Below are 14,745 nucleotides of genomic sequence, written 5' to 3'. Positions count from 1 at the left end.
TGACGCATTCCGACATCAAACGCGTTTCTGCTGCACCAGCGCGAGGCTGGTGGTGGCGTTGCTCGCACGCGGTCGGTCGATCGTGAGCTTCGTCACGCACCTGAATCAAGGCTGACACGGCTCTCGGTTTCGACCGAGGGCCTTTTTTATGGCCGGTCGCAGCCGTGTGCGAGCCTAAGCGATGCAGGGGATGCGCCGATGGGCGGCTTGAATGAAGGCGCTGCGATTTATGCGTAACGCCTTGAGATAGAAAGAGAAGATGATGGCAGAGAACACATCGGGCGGTGTCGGAGCTCGCGACACGTTTACCGGCAAGACCGCTTTTATTATTTCGTGTATTGGCTCGGCGGTCGGCCTGAGCGGCATCTGGCTGTTTCCGTACCGCGTGTCCGAAATGGGCGGCGCGGCGTACCTGATTCCGTACCTGATTTTTGTGGTGCTGCTGGGACTCACCGGCGTCATCGGCGAGATGGCGTTCGGCCGCGCGATGGGCACCGGCCCTATGGGAGCGTTCGCCAAAGCGCTGGAGATGCGCGGCGTGAAGCACGGCTCCACTATCGGCAAGGTGCTCGGCTTCGTGCCCACGGTGGCGGCGCTGGGCATCGCCATCGGCTATACGGTCGTGCTTGGATGGTTTCTAAAGTATACCGTTGCGGCGCTTACGGGCTCGCTCCTGAACGTGCCGGACGTGGGCGCCTACTTCGGCGAGCTTGCCACCGACTTCGGCAGCATCGGATGGCATGTGGCGGCGCTCGTGATCACGCTGGCGGTCATGCTCGCCGGCATCTCCAAGGGCATCGAGCGATTGAACAAGGTCATGATGCCGCTGTTCTTCGTGCTTATCGTGATCATTGGCATCCGCGTGGCTACGTTGCCGGGAGCGTTCGCGGGCTACGAGTACCTGCTGGTGCCGCGCTGGGAGGCGTTGAGCGACCCCAAGACCTGGGTGTATGCGCTGGGTCAGGCGTTCTTCGGGCTCTCACTTGCAGGCGGCGGCACGCTGGTGTATGGCAGCTACCTGAAGAAGGACGTGGACGTGGTGTCGGCCGCCAAGAACGTGGTGGTGTTCTCCACTATCGCGGCGCTGCTTTCGGCGCTCGTGGTGGTGCCTGCCGTGTTTGCCTTCGGCATCGACACGCAGTCCGGCCCGCCGCTGCTGTTCATCGCGCTGCCTCAGGTGTTCCAGCAGATGCCTATGGGCGGCGTGTTCTGTTTCCTGTTCTTCCTGGCTGTGGTGTGCGCGGCCATCACCAGCCTGGTGAACCTCTTCGAGCCGCCTATCGAGGCGCTGCAGGAGCAGGCTCATCTGCCGCGTTGGGCCGCCGTGCTGATCACCGCCGTGGTGGCGCTTGCCGTGGGCGTGTTCATCGAGAGCGGCGATGCGGTGAGCAACTGGATGGATGCCGTTTCCATCTACGCCATGCCGGTGGGTGCGCTGATGGCTGCCGTCATGTTCTTCTGGGTATGCCCCAAGGGCTTTGCCAAGGCGCAGGCTCAGCTTGGGCGCGAGAAGGAGATTGGTCGTTGGTTCGAGCCCATGACCAAGTACCTGTTCGTGGGTATCACCGCCGCGGTTATCGTGCTGGGTATCTTCTTCGGCGGTATCGGATAGGCGACTGAAGGCATCCAGCCCTCAGCTTCATGGAATGCTCGAGGGTCATGCGTTAGAATCGACCCGTCGCATGAGCGGCGGGTCGATTGATTTTAGAGGGGGATTGCATGGCGGGTTCGACGGTTGTCGTTGACGTGCAGGCGTGCATCGGGTGCGGCGCGTGCGTGGAGGATTGTTTTCCGGGCACGATGCATCTGAATGCAGATGGGGTGGCAGAGTGCCTCGTTCCCTGCTTGGAGTGCGGTCACTGTGTGGCGGTTTGCCCGCAGGACGCCGTGCGTATCGAAGGGCTCGATATGAGCGAGGTCGAGCCGTGCGACGGTGCCGCGCTTGATCCTGCGCGGGCTCTGCATGCGATTAAGGCGCGCCGCAGCATTCGCCAGTTCCAGAATCGTCCGCTTTCCGATGACGTGGTGCACGCCATGCTCGAGGCGGGGCGCTATACGCCCACGGCGCGCAACCTCCAGGGCACGAGCTTTACGATTATCCAACGGGAGATGCCCGAATTTCGGGAGCTGCTTTGGCGCGAGATGCCCAATGTGGTGCGAACCATTGAAGCGGAAGTTCCGGCGTATGCTAGGAAATTCGAGGGCTTCATCCAGGCGTATGAAGCAGGCAAAGACAACCTGCTGTTCAATGCGCCCGCGTTCGTGGTTATTTCGACAGAGAATATGTGGGATGCCGGCTTGGCGGCAGCGAACATGGAGATAGTGGCCGCAGCGCACGGCGCCGGCGTGCTGCACAGCGGGTACATGAAACGCATCCTGTCGGCGAGTCCTGCGCTGCGGGACTGGCTTGGCCTGGGCGATGCACCTGTGGCCTGCTGCATGCTCGCGGGCTATCCCTCGGTTGCCTATCGGCGCACCGCACCCCGCAAGCCGGGGAAATTTGTAGCGCGATAGGAACTGATTGCTGCGGGTGGCAGGATTGTCGCTCGGTGCATGAGAAGCCTGTCAGCGCAAACGAGCGGAACAGTATTCTGACGAGTCTGCAGTATGGCAGCAAGATTGATAGTATGTGTTTAGGAAGGCCCGTCTTTGGCGGGCCTTCCTTTGTCTGCGACGCGTTTATTGGACGTACTGCTCGCCGCTTTGGGATCCGGGGGCGGCGTTGCCCGCGTCTTCGATGAAGCGTGAGCGTGAGAGCATGGAAACACGCTTGCCCGCGTCGATGCGCGACCTGCGTTCGCGCAGACCCAGCTTGCAGGCGAGGTCCTGATCGGCTCGCTGGAATGTGGATATGACCAGCTTGTCGCGTGCCTTCGATGCCGCTGCAGCGAAAATCGCGCGTTGGCTGTCGAGCGCACCTTCCTCAATGATTGCCCCATTCGGATCGAAGCATGTTGCCGAGGGGATGAAGCCGTCCATGGCGCCCGTCATCACCACGACGCGCGGCGACAGCCCCGCAACGCCTCGGTACGAGCCTACGAGCACATGATTCGGATCAAAGTCGAACGTGCGTGAATACGAGGCTTCGCGGATTATCGCAACCAGCTGGGCGGCGTCCTCGGTGCCGTTAAGGACGTCGTCCAGATCAAACGGGTCGTCGGCAAGGCCGCTGAAGACCGTCTGCGTAAGCGAGAAGCCCTTGAGCCCGCTGTTTCTTTCGATGAACGACATTCCCTCCTGCACGCGAGCAGCAAACGGCGCAAACGAAGCCGGGATGGCCGTCGTGTCCTGGGCAATGCGTTCGATCGCCTCGGCGAGCGAAAGGCTCTCCGATTTGCTCCATTCCTCGAATGCACGCCATAGGCCGGTACCGAGGTCGGGCTGTCCGGCACCCCACCAGATGCGCCATGCCATGACGTCATGAGCATCGGCGAGCAACGCCGCTTTTGCATAGGCGAGATACGCGCCCGCTGCGGCGGGTTTGGCGGGGTTGCCGCGCACGGGCTCGTCGTCGAGCGCCATGGTCGCATCCAGCCAGCGTCGCGTGAGGGCGCGTCGCATCGCGATGCCCCATGTGCGGTTGGGAACCGCCACATAGATTTCACCAGGAAGAGCCGTGCCCTCGTCGACCATCGAGCGGACCAATTTGGCGACGCCGTCGGGCTCATCGTCGGGCGTGCGCCATTTCAGCAAGACGACGCTCTCGTCGTTGAATGCGATTGCTCCTGCGTCGCAGAGGCGGTCATAAGCGGCGCAATCGGCGTGTGCCACCGCGTGGGCGAACGCTTTGATATGCGTGTTGGCGGGCGCGGTGGCGGGGTTTTCCGCTGCCGCGTCCAGGAATGCTGGCAGGCTGACCACCTTGGCGCTGCCGTGTTTTTCCAGGAATTCTTGCAGCGAAATGTCGCCGGCGCATTCGTCGAATCCCTTAAGGGAAACCTGGTCGTTCCATGCCACGACGAATTCATGCGCCGCACTCGCCTCGAGCGCAACAAGCGTTGCGCGGCTTAGATTCTGGGCGTCGTCTACGAGTACCGCTGCATGCGTTGCCGTGATACTCTCACATGCAGCACGCGGTGCAATCTCTTGGGGAGCTAAGAGCCCATATTGGACCAGCAATTTCTCCAGCCGCTCCCGCACGTGACGATGGGGACCCTCATCGGGGAGGGCAAAGTCGCCCCGTCGCCAGCGCGCGAACGTTTCGCTCAGGCAGCGCTTCGTCGTGGCGCCGTCGACGCCTGGGGAGCGGAGGTCGGCAAGGACGAACGTCCATTCCGCCGCCATCGCGCGTCGCGTTCTGGCTCCGCCGCCCTGCGCAATCGTGTCCAGGCACACGTCCTGTGCCGTGCGCACTGCAACACGTTCGGCGACCTCGGGCGCCTCTTGCGCGAGGCGAAGCGAAAACGCGCGGCAGGCCGTGAGGGACGGCGTTACCACCAGGATGTTCTCCGGTGCCATGCCGGTGTCTATGAGCTCTTTTACGCGGGAGATGAGAAACGCGGTCTTGCCCGACGAAGCGCCGCCGTGCACCACGGTGATGTTCGAATATGTATCCATGAAGCCCGCCTTACCGTTCGTACACTTCGTCGAAGCCGAGCAGCTTGCGCATGGCGAACATGCCCTTCTTCGGGCTCTCGTAATTGATGTCGGGTTTGCGCATCTCGTTGCGCTCGACCCCGCCGTCGAGGATGTCCACGGTCAGCACCTCATCGTACACCTTGAGGGCCGTGGTGGGGCAGATGTCTTCGCAGCAGCGGCATTTCACGCAGTCGCCGGGATAGTGGTCCACGCCGAACGTGCCGTCTTCCTCGTCGAACTTGCGCAAAGCCCCGGTGGGGCAGAACGTTGCGCACATGCGGCAAGAGTTGCAGATGTCAGGATTGATTACCACGTGGCCCCACAGACGCACGTCGATGAGTTCGTCGCTCGGTTCGCCCAGCGCCGCCAGGTTGTCCAGCAGACGCTCGCGACGGTCGGGAATGAAGTGGGGGAGCGTGCCGTCGTCCATGACCTTGATGAACCGCGGCTCTTCGGGCTCCTTCTCACCCAGCTCTTCCTTGAGGGTCTCATCGACCACGGTAGAGGCGATGCGCTTGCTCTCGTCTTTCACCTTGAAGAAGAAGTTGCGGCGCACCTCGTCATAGGCGCGGCCTTCGGGGGCGCGCACGTCGCGCGGGAACCGGTCGGCGATCTTGGCCCTCATGGGGCAATCCCATACGCGCAGAAGCTCGTTGGCGGTATCGCACACCGCTTGCGCCGTCTCCAGCCCCACGGCGTGATCGCATTCCGCGCAAGCGCCCTGCACCAACATCACCTTGGACACGCCCGCCACGGCGCATGCCGTTATCAGGGATTCCTCGATGCGGCCCAGGCATTCGACCGCCACCACCTTAGAGGCGTCGAGCATATTGCCTGCGGCATCCACGATCTGGCGGCAGGCGATAACCGCGACTCCGCCGTTTTTCTGCGCCGCGGCAAGCACCGCGCGCTGGAGCTCGGCATCGTTGGGCCTATGGGCTTCAAGCGCGCAGGTGGGGCACATGGTTGCGCACGTGCCGCAGCCGATGCACTTGTCGGGCTCGATGATAAGCTGATTGTCGTCATAGGAGATGGCGCCCGACGTGCACGCTTGCGCACACCGCATGCACGACGCATTGCGGTTGCGCACGGCAACGCAGCGCTGTTGGTATACCGAGATATCGGCGCTTTTGATTTTGTCGAGCATGCCGAACATGCTGTCTAATGGAGCCATGAAACGCCTTTCCACTGTCCAAGGAACGTTCATCGCCCCAACCCCCAAGGATTCATTATAGGAGGGCGCGATGCGGTGTCAACGAAAAGAGGGGCGGGCACGATTTTCGTCGAAGCGGCCAGGGCGCGTGATGATCCGCCCGAGAGGCGCCGAGCCTCAATGAAACCCATGAACCATGGTGACGGTTTGGAACTTTATGCTGCCCCGGTGCGCCATAATGATAAACTTACATCTGACCGCTGTGCGTCAGGAAGATGGGACGAGAAGCGTCGATGATCGACTCGAAAGCAATGAGCAATCCGATAGAAAACGGCGTTGGGGATGGTTCCCAACGTGGTCTTTCGTGCGTCTGCTCGCGTCTTGAAGGGCTCATGAACGCCCGCTGCATCGGGTTCGCGCTCATGCGCGCCTGGGTCTATCTGCTCTTCCTCGATATCACGGCGACGTTCCTCACCGGCAACAACAATCAATGGCTGCAGAACTCCTACATCGTGTCCACGGTGTTTCTGTGCCTTGTGCTGTTCGCGTGCGCGCTGTTCCGCCCTCAGGCGGAACGATGGGCGATTGGGCGCACTACCCGGTATTTCGCTCCCATCCTTGCCACGGTTGGCACGCTGTGCATCGCCGCGAGCGTGATTGACGGCGTTCCGGCGCCCGTGTTCTGCTTTGCCGGCGGTGCCCTCACAGGTATCGGCTCGGCGCTTATCGAAGTCGGATACGGCCAGCTCTACAAGATTGAAAGCTCGGACAAAACGAATCTCGAAGTTCCGTTCGCGTTCCTCATCGCGGCTGTCGTGTTCTCGTTCGTGGTGTCGCTCGATCGCTACGCTTCCACGTTTATCTGCTCGGTCCTGCCTATGATTTCGGGTTGGATTCTGGCGTCGCGCCTTGAGGCGTTCAAGGCCGACCGCGACAAGCCGCGCGATGCGAACGCGCATATCGATCTCATGCGATTCGCCCTCAAGATTGGCGCCTGCGCCATGGCCGTGGGCGTGGCCGACGGCGCCGTGCGCGCGGTCTACATCTCGCACTACCAGATTTCGGTGCATGACTTCTATCAGTTCCCGCTGGTGATCGCCGGCGTGCTCACCACGCTCATCATCTACATCGCGCTGAGCCGCACGCCCGACGGCGGTCTGCGCAAGGTGTATAAGATCGTGGTGCTCATCATGGCCGTGTTCTACATGATGCTGCCCATCCTCGAGGGCTATACGATGGTGGGCTGCACGCTCGCGCTTATGGGGTACGGCACGTTCAACGTGCTCATCTGGCTCATCCTTGCCGAGATGGCACACAAGCATTCGCTCAATTCCATGGTCACGTTCGGCATCGGCTGGGGCATGGTGTCGCTCGGTGTGCTGATCGGGTCGCTGGTGGGGCGCCTGCTCACGTCGTTCGAGCCCTTCGACGCGCAGATGCTTTCGCTCGTGGCGGCGGCATCGGTGGGCCTGATTCTTCTGTCTTATCTGTTCGTGTTCAAGGAAAGCGACTTGGCGCGCATCATCACGCCTGCCGAGGCCTTGGTGGCCGATGCAGCGGAAAGCCCCGCCGTGTCGCACAGGGTGCGCTTCATGGACGCATGCGACGTTATCGCGCAGGAGTGCGAGCTCACGCCGCGTGAAACCGAGGTGATGAAGCTTTACGCCAAGGGACTCACGGGCACTCAGATCCAGGACGAGCTTTCCATCTCGCGCGGCACGTTCTCCACGCATCTGCGCCACATTTATGAGAAAACCGGGCAGCATTCCCGCCCTGAGCTCATCGCGCTGATCGAGAGCAATCGCGGACCCAAGGAATAGCAAGCAACGTTTATCTATCAGGCAAAACGCCCGCATCGTGCAACTTGCATGATGCGGGTTTTCTGCTTCTGGGACAACTTTCATAGACATTGCATGATGGATTGCCTCCTTGATTCCTCCACAATCGAACCGTTGGATTGCGCGCATTGCTCGCGCGCAATCGGCAGGGGGATACGGAGCGTCGATCGGCATGTCACCCATCGCGTGCGGCGCTCTTGGGCAAAACGCCTGCGTTTAGGCGGCGTGCGGTCTTCGAGGTTCCGACTCCGGAAAGTAGAGGAGCTCTAAGACAAGTGAAGGGGGAATGATGGGTAAACGTACCATGACGCGTCGCTCGTTCGCGAAGCTGTCTGCCGTGACGCTTGCCGCCGCCGCGCTCAGCAGCGCAGTGACGGGCTGCTCCACGCTGACCGAGACCGATACGAGCGAAGCCGTAGCGCAGGCCGGCGAAGTCAAGCGAATCCGTTCCTGCTGCCGCGGCTGCGGCAAGATGGAATGCGGCGTTTGGGTAACCGTCCAAGACGGCCGCGTCATCAGGACCGAAGGCGACCAGTCGTCGTTCCAGTCGTCGGGTAACCATTGCTCCAAGGGCCAGGCGTCGCTGCAGGCTTGCTACCATCCTGCGCGCATCTACCACCCGGTCAAGCGCACCAATCCTAAGGGAGAGGATCCCGGTTGGCAGCGCATCACCTGGGACGAGGCGATGTCCACCATCGGCAAGAAGTTCAACGAGTCCATCCAGCAGTACGGCGGCCAGGGCTGCTTCGGCATGTGCGGTACCTCGCGCCAGTGGGTGTACGGCCCCTACGCGTTCTATAAGTGGCTGTTCGACAGCCCCAACGCTCGCGTGGCATCGTCCATCTGCAAGGGTCCACGTCGTCTGATGGGTTGGATCACCTCCATCGACGGCGCGCCGTGGTTCGCTCTCCGCGATGGCCCGCGCGTGTACGTGCAGTGGGGCACCGCGCCCGAGAACTCGAACTACGACGACTCGTGCCGCAACATCGTCGACAAGATGACCTCCGCCGATGTGCACATCTGCATCGACCCGCGTCTGTCCGGCTCGGGCAAGGAAGCCGACTACTGGCTGAACCTGGAGCCCGGCACCGACTGCGCGCTGGCGCTGTGCTGGCAGAAGATCATCATCGACAACGACCTGGTGGACTGGGAGTTCGTCAAGCGCTGGACCAACGCGCCTATCCTGGTGTGCGAGGACATGGAGCCCACGGGCGGCCGTTACAACACGCTTTCCACCCCGGTGGTTGCCGTTCCCGATTTGACGGGCGACAAGCTGAAGACCCGCCTGCTCAAGGAAAGCGACGTCAAGGAAGGCGGCAGCTGCCGCAGGTTCTACGCGTGGAACAAGAAGGCCAACGACGGCAAGGGCGGCCTGGTGTACTGGGATACCGACACCACCCAGTGGGAGGGCTGCCACCACACCGCTCCTTCGCGCGACGAGATGGAAGTGGTCTACGAGGGCACCTCGCAGGAAGGCTACCTGCCTCCGATTTCCTATCATGAGCTGGAAGAAGCCGACATCGACTTCGATATGACCGGCAGCCACGAGGTCACGCTGGCCGACGGCACCAAGCACACGGTTCGCCCCGTGTGGTCGTACCTGGTCGACTCCGTCAAGGATTGCACCGTTGATTGGTGCGCCGAGATCACCAAGCTCGACCCGCAGATGATCGAGGAAGCCTGCCTCGTGTGGGCCACCCGTCCTGAGGGCCAGAACTACGGCAACGGCGGCATTCACCTGAACCTGTCGCCCGACCAGGAAGGCAACTGCACCCAGACGGTGCGCGCGGTCCTGAACCTGTCCTACACTACGGGCAACTTCGACGGCCCCGCCGGCAACCGCGGCCTGTCCCGCACCCCCGTTGACGAGCAGGCGACCGCCGCTCCCGGCTCCAACATGCCTCAGAGCGTCAAGAAGCAGCTCAAGGGTCTGGGCACGCCGCTTCCGTACTATCCGGACGAAGAGATCGACCCCACGAACATCCCCGATCAGTACGAGTGCTACAACAACATGGTGGGCAACGACAAGTACCCGCTCCTCTCCGTGTACAACGAATGGAGCGACGTCGTAAGCACCTACAACGCGATTCTCGACGGCGATCCCTACCCGATTCGCGTCGGCATCAACGAGGCCGGCTCGTTCATGAACGAGGGCAACGCCAACTTCGCGTGGGAGGCTTTGAAGACGCTGGATTTCTGGGTTGACCTGAACATGTTCCATCATCCCTCCACCGAGGTGGCCGACATCTGCCTGCCTGTGGCCCACTGGCTGGAGATCAACAACATCCGCGTGTCGCAGGGCGCTTCCGGCGGTATCGGAATCACGTGCCGCGCGGTCGATCCGCCGAAGGACGTCAAGTTCGACTACGACGTGAACCGCCTGCTGTTCGAGGCCTTCGAGAAGGAAGGCAACATCAACGGCACCTGGACCAACATCGCCGGCGACGCCCCCGGTGCCTACAGCTCCGATGAGCGCCTCGAGGATTGGTTCCAGGCCCACAACGAGGTCAACGGCTTCAACACCCGTTACCCCGGATGCAAGTGGGAGCACTGGGAGGACTTCTACAACGACTTCCAGGAGCATGGCTGGTGGAACGCCAAGGTTCTCGAGCCCAATCGCTGGGGCACCTATCGTCGTTTCGAGACCGGCTGGATGCGCATGGGCAAGGATGCCTGCACGGCCGCCCCGTGGTCGGTCGATGAAAAGGGTCAGCCCACCGACGCCAACTTCGGCTGCCCCACGCCTTCGGGCCTGGTGGAGTTCTGGCCGATGATGTTCGAGACCTACTGCATCGACAAGGCCAACGAGTTCGAGCCCGGCAAGTTTGACGTCGTCAAGGAAATGATGCCCAACTTCGAGCCCTGCCGCACCGCCCCCGGCGGCGAGTGGGATTCCGAGGAGTCCAAGCAGAATTACCCGATTATTCTGACCACCGGACGCCGTATCCCCGTGTACTTCCACTCCGAGCATCGCCAGCTGCCGTGGTGCCGCGAGCTGTGGCCGGTTCCTCGCCTGGAGCTCAACCCCGCCGACGCCGAGGCCTTGGGCCTCAAGCAGGGCGACTGGGCCTGGATCGAGGTCGAGCCCCACTCCGAGCTGGGCAAGAAGTACTGCAAGCCCATCCGCGAGTGCGTGGACATCTACGAAGGCATCGCTCCTGGCTGGGCGAACGCCGAGCACGGCTGGTGGTTCCCCGAGCTGCCCGCTCCGACGCACGGCTTCGACCTGGTCAACGCCGAGTGCCTGTGGGATCCCGAGGGCGGCGACAAGTTCATCTCGTCCACCCACATGCGCGGCGTGCGCTGCAAGATCTACAAGGCCACTCCCGAGAACAGCCCCAACGGTAACCCCATCCCGTGCGCTACCGAGGACGGCACCGAGATCATCTGGGATTGCACCGATCCTCGCCTGAAGGAATGGCTGCCCGACTACGACATTCGAGAGGAGGAATAGGCGATGACCCATTATGCGATTCTGACCGATCTGAACCGCTGCGTCGGCTGCATGTCGTGCATGGTCTCCTGCAAGGCCATCAACAACGTGCCCATCGGCAACTACTGGATCAAGGTCCTGCGCATCGGTCCCTTCAAGAAGGCCGACTACCAGACCCCCAATGACGTGACGATGTACTACCTGCCCACGCAGTGCCAGCATTGCGAGAACCCCGAATGCGTCAAGGTGTGCCCCACCCAGGCATCGCACATCACCGAAGACGGCACCGTGCAGATTGACAAGTCCAAGTGCATCGGCTGCCAGTTCTGCGTCATGGCGTGCCCCTACGGCGTGCGCTACCTCAACGAAGAGGAACGCGTCGTGGAGAAGTGCACCCTCTGCGAGCAGGTCACGTCTCAGGGCGGCCTGCCCCAGTGCGTCGCTCAGTGCGGCGGTCGCGCCCGTTTCTTCGGCGATTTGGACAAGGGCATCGAGACGTTCGAGGCCCCCAATATCGAGTACGACCCCAACCGCGACAACGCTGAGGCGTCCTACGACCAACTGTATACCGGCAACCGCATCACGTTCGGCGAGCTCGGCAAGGAGTACGACCCCAACACCGAGGTCCATCACCTGCCCAACGCCGGCAACGATCCGAGCTTCGTGTACGTGCTGCGCGATAGAGAATGGAAGGGTGGGGAATAATGGAACTTCAATGGCCACTGATTCTTTTCACCACTTTCATGGCGTGGTGCGCCGGCACGTTTGCGACCCAGTGCGTGCTCGCATTCCAGGGCAAGGCTGCTAAATCCCAGATGGCCTGCTGGATCACTTCCGCGGTCCTGCTGGTCATCGGCGGCATCGCCGTGTTCCTGCACCTGCAGCACTGGACGCGCATCTTCAACGGCTTCGGCCACATCACCTCCGGCATCACCCAGGAGTTCATCATCATCGTGGTCCTGGCCATCATCGCCGTGGTGTATCTGGCGCTGCTGCGCCGCAACGACAATCAGGTTCCCAAGTGGATTGCCGTCCTCGGCATCGTTGCCTCCATCCTGCTGGTCCTGATCTCGGGCCATTCGTACCAGATGGAAGCCGTTCCCGCTTGGAACACGTTCCTGTGGCCCATCGCCCTTCTGGGCGAGGCCTGCATCCTTGGACCCGCCACCGTCGCCGTCGTCATGGCGCTGACCGGCGAGTCCGACGACGAGGTCAAGGCGCCTGGCGGATTCGCCTTCATCGGCTCCATCGTCAACGCGGTGTGCTCGATTGCCGCCGCCGTGTCGGTGACGTTCGCCAGCAACAGCCTGTCGCAGGTGGGCGCATGGTACGACCTGACCCATCCCACGCAGTCCATCGCCGCCGTCAACATCAACCCGTTCACGGGTGACGCGGCCATGATCATGTGGATTGGCGTCATCGTTATCGGAATTCTGGTTCCGATTGTTGCCTGCTTCATGGGCACCAAGAAGGGCAACTGGAAGATGTGGGCCGCTGTAGCGCTCATCGCCGCCGTCATCGGCGTCGTGTGCCTGCGCGTTGTGTTCTACATCTCCGGCGTGCACCTGTTCATGTTCTACTAATGAACGCAAGTCCTGCGCCGGCGCATGTCGGCGCAGGACGCCGCCTCGCATGAGGGCGGCAAAAGAAAAACGTCCTTCGAGGATGCGACTCGTTTCCCCCAACCCCCCGTATGCAAACGGCGAATCGCATCCTCGAAGGACGTTTTTTTGTCCCCCGGGAGGGGTGCCCTGCGACCGCGTGAGGCGGCAGCCACAGGGCTCATGCTGCGTGCGGGGCGTCTTGGGGCGTTCGCACGCAGGCTTGGTGCATCAGTCGAGCAAGATGCTCTTTGCCACGCGCGCCCTGCGCAGGCCGTCTTTGATGAAGATGCACTCCACCTTCAGGTCGAGCTTCTCGGCTTCGCGGTAGGGTACTTCGGTGAAGTAGGTGACAAGCGTGGCATCGCTCGCCAGGCCCATGGAAACGATGAGTTCGCGTGCTGCACGGGAGCGCATGGCCTCGGCGCGGTCGGGCGCTACGGCGACGGTGTCGAAGGCCCTGTGCGGCGGCGTGAATCCGTTCACGACGCCCATGACGGCAACCGCCTTCGCCTCCACGCCGCAGCAGGCGTCTGCGCGCATGATGCGCACGCCGTCTCCTTCAGGGAGGCGTGGGAACAGGCGCATGCGGGCGATTTTGGCGTACAGCGAAGCGGCATCGTCGTCTTCGTTGGCAAGCGAGAGGGCATGGGCGAGGCTTAGGGGAAGGCTTGGGCGTTCCTCCTGGTAGATAAGCCCCAAAACGCGAGTGACGAGGGCCTTGCCTTTGAATCCAGCAAGCGCTTCCAGATGATGCCCCAGCTCTTCATAGGCGTGCACCACGGTTTCGGCCTCGCTCGCGAACTGGAACGAATCGGCGCTGACCATGCCGTGAGCCATGGCGGTGAGCGTCTCGCGGAGGGTGTTTCCCTCGCGTTCGCAGATCTCGCGAATCTCGTCGAACACCTGGGCGTTGACCGTGTATTCTCCGAATCCGCACCACGCGCGAAGCGACACCTCGTCATCAGGGTTCGCGGCAAGGGAAAGCAGGCACAGCACGCGTGCCGGGCGGCAGGCATCTTCGTAGCGGATGTCGCCGCCCGTGGCGAACGCCGCACTCTGAGGACGCGTGGCGATGTTCGCCTCGCGCAGCGCCTTCGCGACGCGGCGCTCCCAAATGGTGCCGGGAACGATTACGGCGATGTCTTGCGTGCTAGTTCCTTCGTCAATCTGAGCGCGGATCCAATCACGTACCTGGGTCAGTTCGTCATCGGGGTTCAGGCATTCACGGATTTCGAAGGCGTCGTTTCCCTGCGCCGTGGTGGGCGCGCATGCTTTCGCTCCGTCCTTCTCGAGGGCGAGCTCGGCATGGCCGTAAAGCGTCTGGATGGCGGAAAGCCTGTCGGCGCCCATGTGCGCTTCGTCAAGATCCTCGTGCGACGCATGGGGCAGGGCGTTTGCGAATTCCCCCATGCCGGCAACGTACGGGTACGATTCGAATGCCTGGACGCATGAGCCCGGGTCGCCCGCGATGCAGATGGATTCGGATGCGATGAGGTTGGCCACCACCTGGGAGGCTTTGCTCAGCGTCTGGTAGTCGTCGACGATGACGTGGGCCTTCTTGAAGCGCGCCAGAACGCTCTCGTCGCTTGACAGCGTGCGATAGGCGGCGTTGGACAGCTCGGCTTCAAGGTAGGCTTTCTGGCTGTCCAGCAGCATGGTCAGACGGGTATGCGCCTCGACCTCCTCCTTGAGCTCAAGCCATTCGGGGTCGATGATGTTTTCAAGCTCGGTATAGCACCGATAGAAAAAGCCCAGCATGCCCTTGATGCGCTTGGGGCGAATGCCCGTGCGCTTCATGTCCTCCAAAAGGAAGCTGACCTCGTAGCCGTCCAGCACGCGCGGCTCGCGCCCCGTGAGCTCGCGTGCTTCGGGAGACGAGAGCACGCCCATGACGAATTCGCGCACCGTCATGACGTCGACGTCTGTGAGCGCTTCGTTCGCACGGGCGAGCCTGCGACGCATGGCGTCGACCGCATCGGGCGTAGCCGCGAATACGATGATGTCGCGCGGAGAGGCCCCGTCGCTGACGAGCTTGGCTGCGTGCTCGACCAGTCGATGCGTCTTGCCGGTACGAGGGCCGCCGCAGATCATGCGTGCCTGAGGGGTCTGAGGAAAATCGAATGTCACGGTGGAGGTTCC

At 62.2% G+C, this 14,745-nt stretch carries 9 protein-coding genes; 6 read left to right on the top strand and 3 right to left on the bottom strand.

The features are described from left to right. Nucleotides 1–259 precede the first annotated feature (259 nt). Both DMP06_RS01710 and DMP06_RS01705 read left to right on the top strand, forming a co-directional pair. Nucleotides 260–1,612: a sodium-dependent transporter gene (locus tag DMP06_RS01710; protein ID WP_245962320.1), complete on the top strand. Its 1,353-nt coding sequence runs from the start codon at nucleotides 260–262 to the stop codon at nucleotides 1,610–1,612. Nucleotides 1,613–1,719: 107 nt separating this feature from the next. After that, entirely contained in the window at nucleotides 1,720–2,514 is a 795-nt protein-coding gene (locus DMP06_RS01705) for a nitroreductase family protein (protein WP_123208003.1), read from the top strand. Between the two features lie 165 nt (nucleotides 2,515–2,679). Here DMP06_RS01705 and DMP06_RS01700 read toward each other — a convergent pair whose 3' ends face one another. Together DMP06_RS01700 and DMP06_RS01695 are read right to left on the bottom strand one after the other, a co-directional pair. Next, nucleotides 2,680–4,557 carry a UvrD-helicase domain-containing protein gene (locus DMP06_RS01700; RefSeq protein ID WP_123208002.1) on the bottom strand — a complete coding sequence of 626 codons (1,878 nt, stop codon included), beginning with the start codon at nucleotides 4,555–4,557 and terminating at the stop codon, nucleotides 2,680–2,682. A 10-nt stretch (nucleotides 4,558–4,567) separates the two neighbouring features. After that, nucleotides 4,568–5,752: a 4Fe-4S binding protein gene (locus DMP06_RS01695; RefSeq protein WP_123208001.1), complete on the bottom strand. Its 1,185-nt coding sequence runs from the start codon at nucleotides 5,750–5,752 to the stop codon at nucleotides 4,568–4,570. A gap of 272 nt (nucleotides 5,753–6,024) precedes the next feature. On the opposite strand from DMP06_RS01695, the gene DMP06_RS01690 reads away from it, so the two are divergent. From DMP06_RS01690 to DMP06_RS01675, 4 genes are all read left to right on the top strand, one after another. Beyond that, nucleotides 6,025–7,551 (top strand): LuxR C-terminal-related transcriptional regulator, encoded by a 1,527-nt coding sequence (locus DMP06_RS01690; RefSeq protein WP_161957790.1) that lies wholly within the window; start codon nucleotides 6,025–6,027, stop codon nucleotides 7,549–7,551. Nucleotides 7,552–7,855: 304 nt separating this feature from the next. After that, nucleotides 7,856–11,023 (top strand): molybdopterin-containing oxidoreductase family protein, encoded by a 3,168-nt coding sequence (locus DMP06_RS01685; protein ID WP_245962319.1) that lies wholly within the window; start codon nucleotides 7,856–7,858, stop codon nucleotides 11,021–11,023. A 3-nt stretch (nucleotides 11,024–11,026) separates the two neighbouring features. Beyond that, complete coding sequence (locus tag DMP06_RS01680; RefSeq protein ID WP_123207998.1) at nucleotides 11,027–11,707, top strand: 4Fe-4S dicluster domain-containing protein; 681 nt, start codon at nucleotides 11,027–11,029, stop codon at nucleotides 11,705–11,707. Next, the gene (locus tag DMP06_RS01675; RefSeq protein ID WP_123207997.1) at nucleotides 11,707–12,585 is read left to right on the top strand and encodes a dimethyl sulfoxide reductase anchor subunit family protein; all 879 of its coding nucleotides are present in this window, start codon (nucleotides 11,707–11,709) and stop codon (nucleotides 12,583–12,585) included. Before DMP06_RS01680 ends, DMP06_RS01675 begins: the two co-directional genes overlap by 1 nt. A 249-nt stretch (nucleotides 12,586–12,834) precedes the next feature. On the opposite strand, the gene DMP06_RS01670 is transcribed toward DMP06_RS01675, so the two are convergent. After that, nucleotides 12,835–14,733 (bottom strand): UvrD-helicase domain-containing protein, encoded by a 1,899-nt coding sequence (locus DMP06_RS01670; RefSeq protein ID WP_161957789.1) that lies wholly within the window; start codon nucleotides 14,731–14,733, stop codon nucleotides 12,835–12,837. Between the last annotated feature and the right edge of the window lie 12 nt (nucleotides 14,734–14,745).

The sequence above is a fragment of the Slackia equolifaciens genome (assembly GCF_003725995.1).
Lineage (GTDB): Bacteria > Actinomycetota > Coriobacteriia > Coriobacteriales > Eggerthellaceae > Slackia > Slackia equolifaciens.
Note: the sequence above shows the minus strand (reverse complement) of the source record. Positions and strands in the feature narration are given on the sequence as shown.

Excerpts from the sequence above, each read along its gene's own strand:
- DMP06_RS01710 (WP_245962320.1), top strand. The coding sequence starts at position 260 with ATGATGGCAGAGAACACATCGGGCGGTGTCGGAGCTCGCGACACGTTT.
- DMP06_RS01705 (WP_123208003.1), top strand. The coding sequence starts at position 1,720 with ATGGCGGGTTCGACGGTTGTCGTTGACGTGCAGGCGTGCATCGGGTGC.
- DMP06_RS01700 (WP_123208002.1), bottom strand. The coding sequence starts at position 4,557 with ATGGATACATATTCGAACATCACCGTGGTGCACGGCGGCGCTTCGTCG.
- DMP06_RS01695 (WP_123208001.1), bottom strand. The coding sequence starts at position 5,752 with ATGGCTCCATTAGACAGCATGTTCGGCATGCTCGACAAAATCAAAAGC.
- DMP06_RS01690 (WP_161957790.1), top strand. The coding sequence starts at position 6,025 with ATGATCGACTCGAAAGCAATGAGCAATCCGATAGAAAACGGCGTTGGG.
- DMP06_RS01685 (WP_245962319.1), top strand. The coding sequence starts at position 7,856 with ATGATGGGTAAACGTACCATGACGCGTCGCTCGTTCGCGAAGCTGTCT.
- DMP06_RS01680 (WP_123207998.1), top strand. The coding sequence starts at position 11,027 with ATGACCCATTATGCGATTCTGACCGATCTGAACCGCTGCGTCGGCTGC.
- DMP06_RS01675 (WP_123207997.1), top strand. The coding sequence starts at position 11,707 with ATGGAACTTCAATGGCCACTGATTCTTTTCACCACTTTCATGGCGTGG.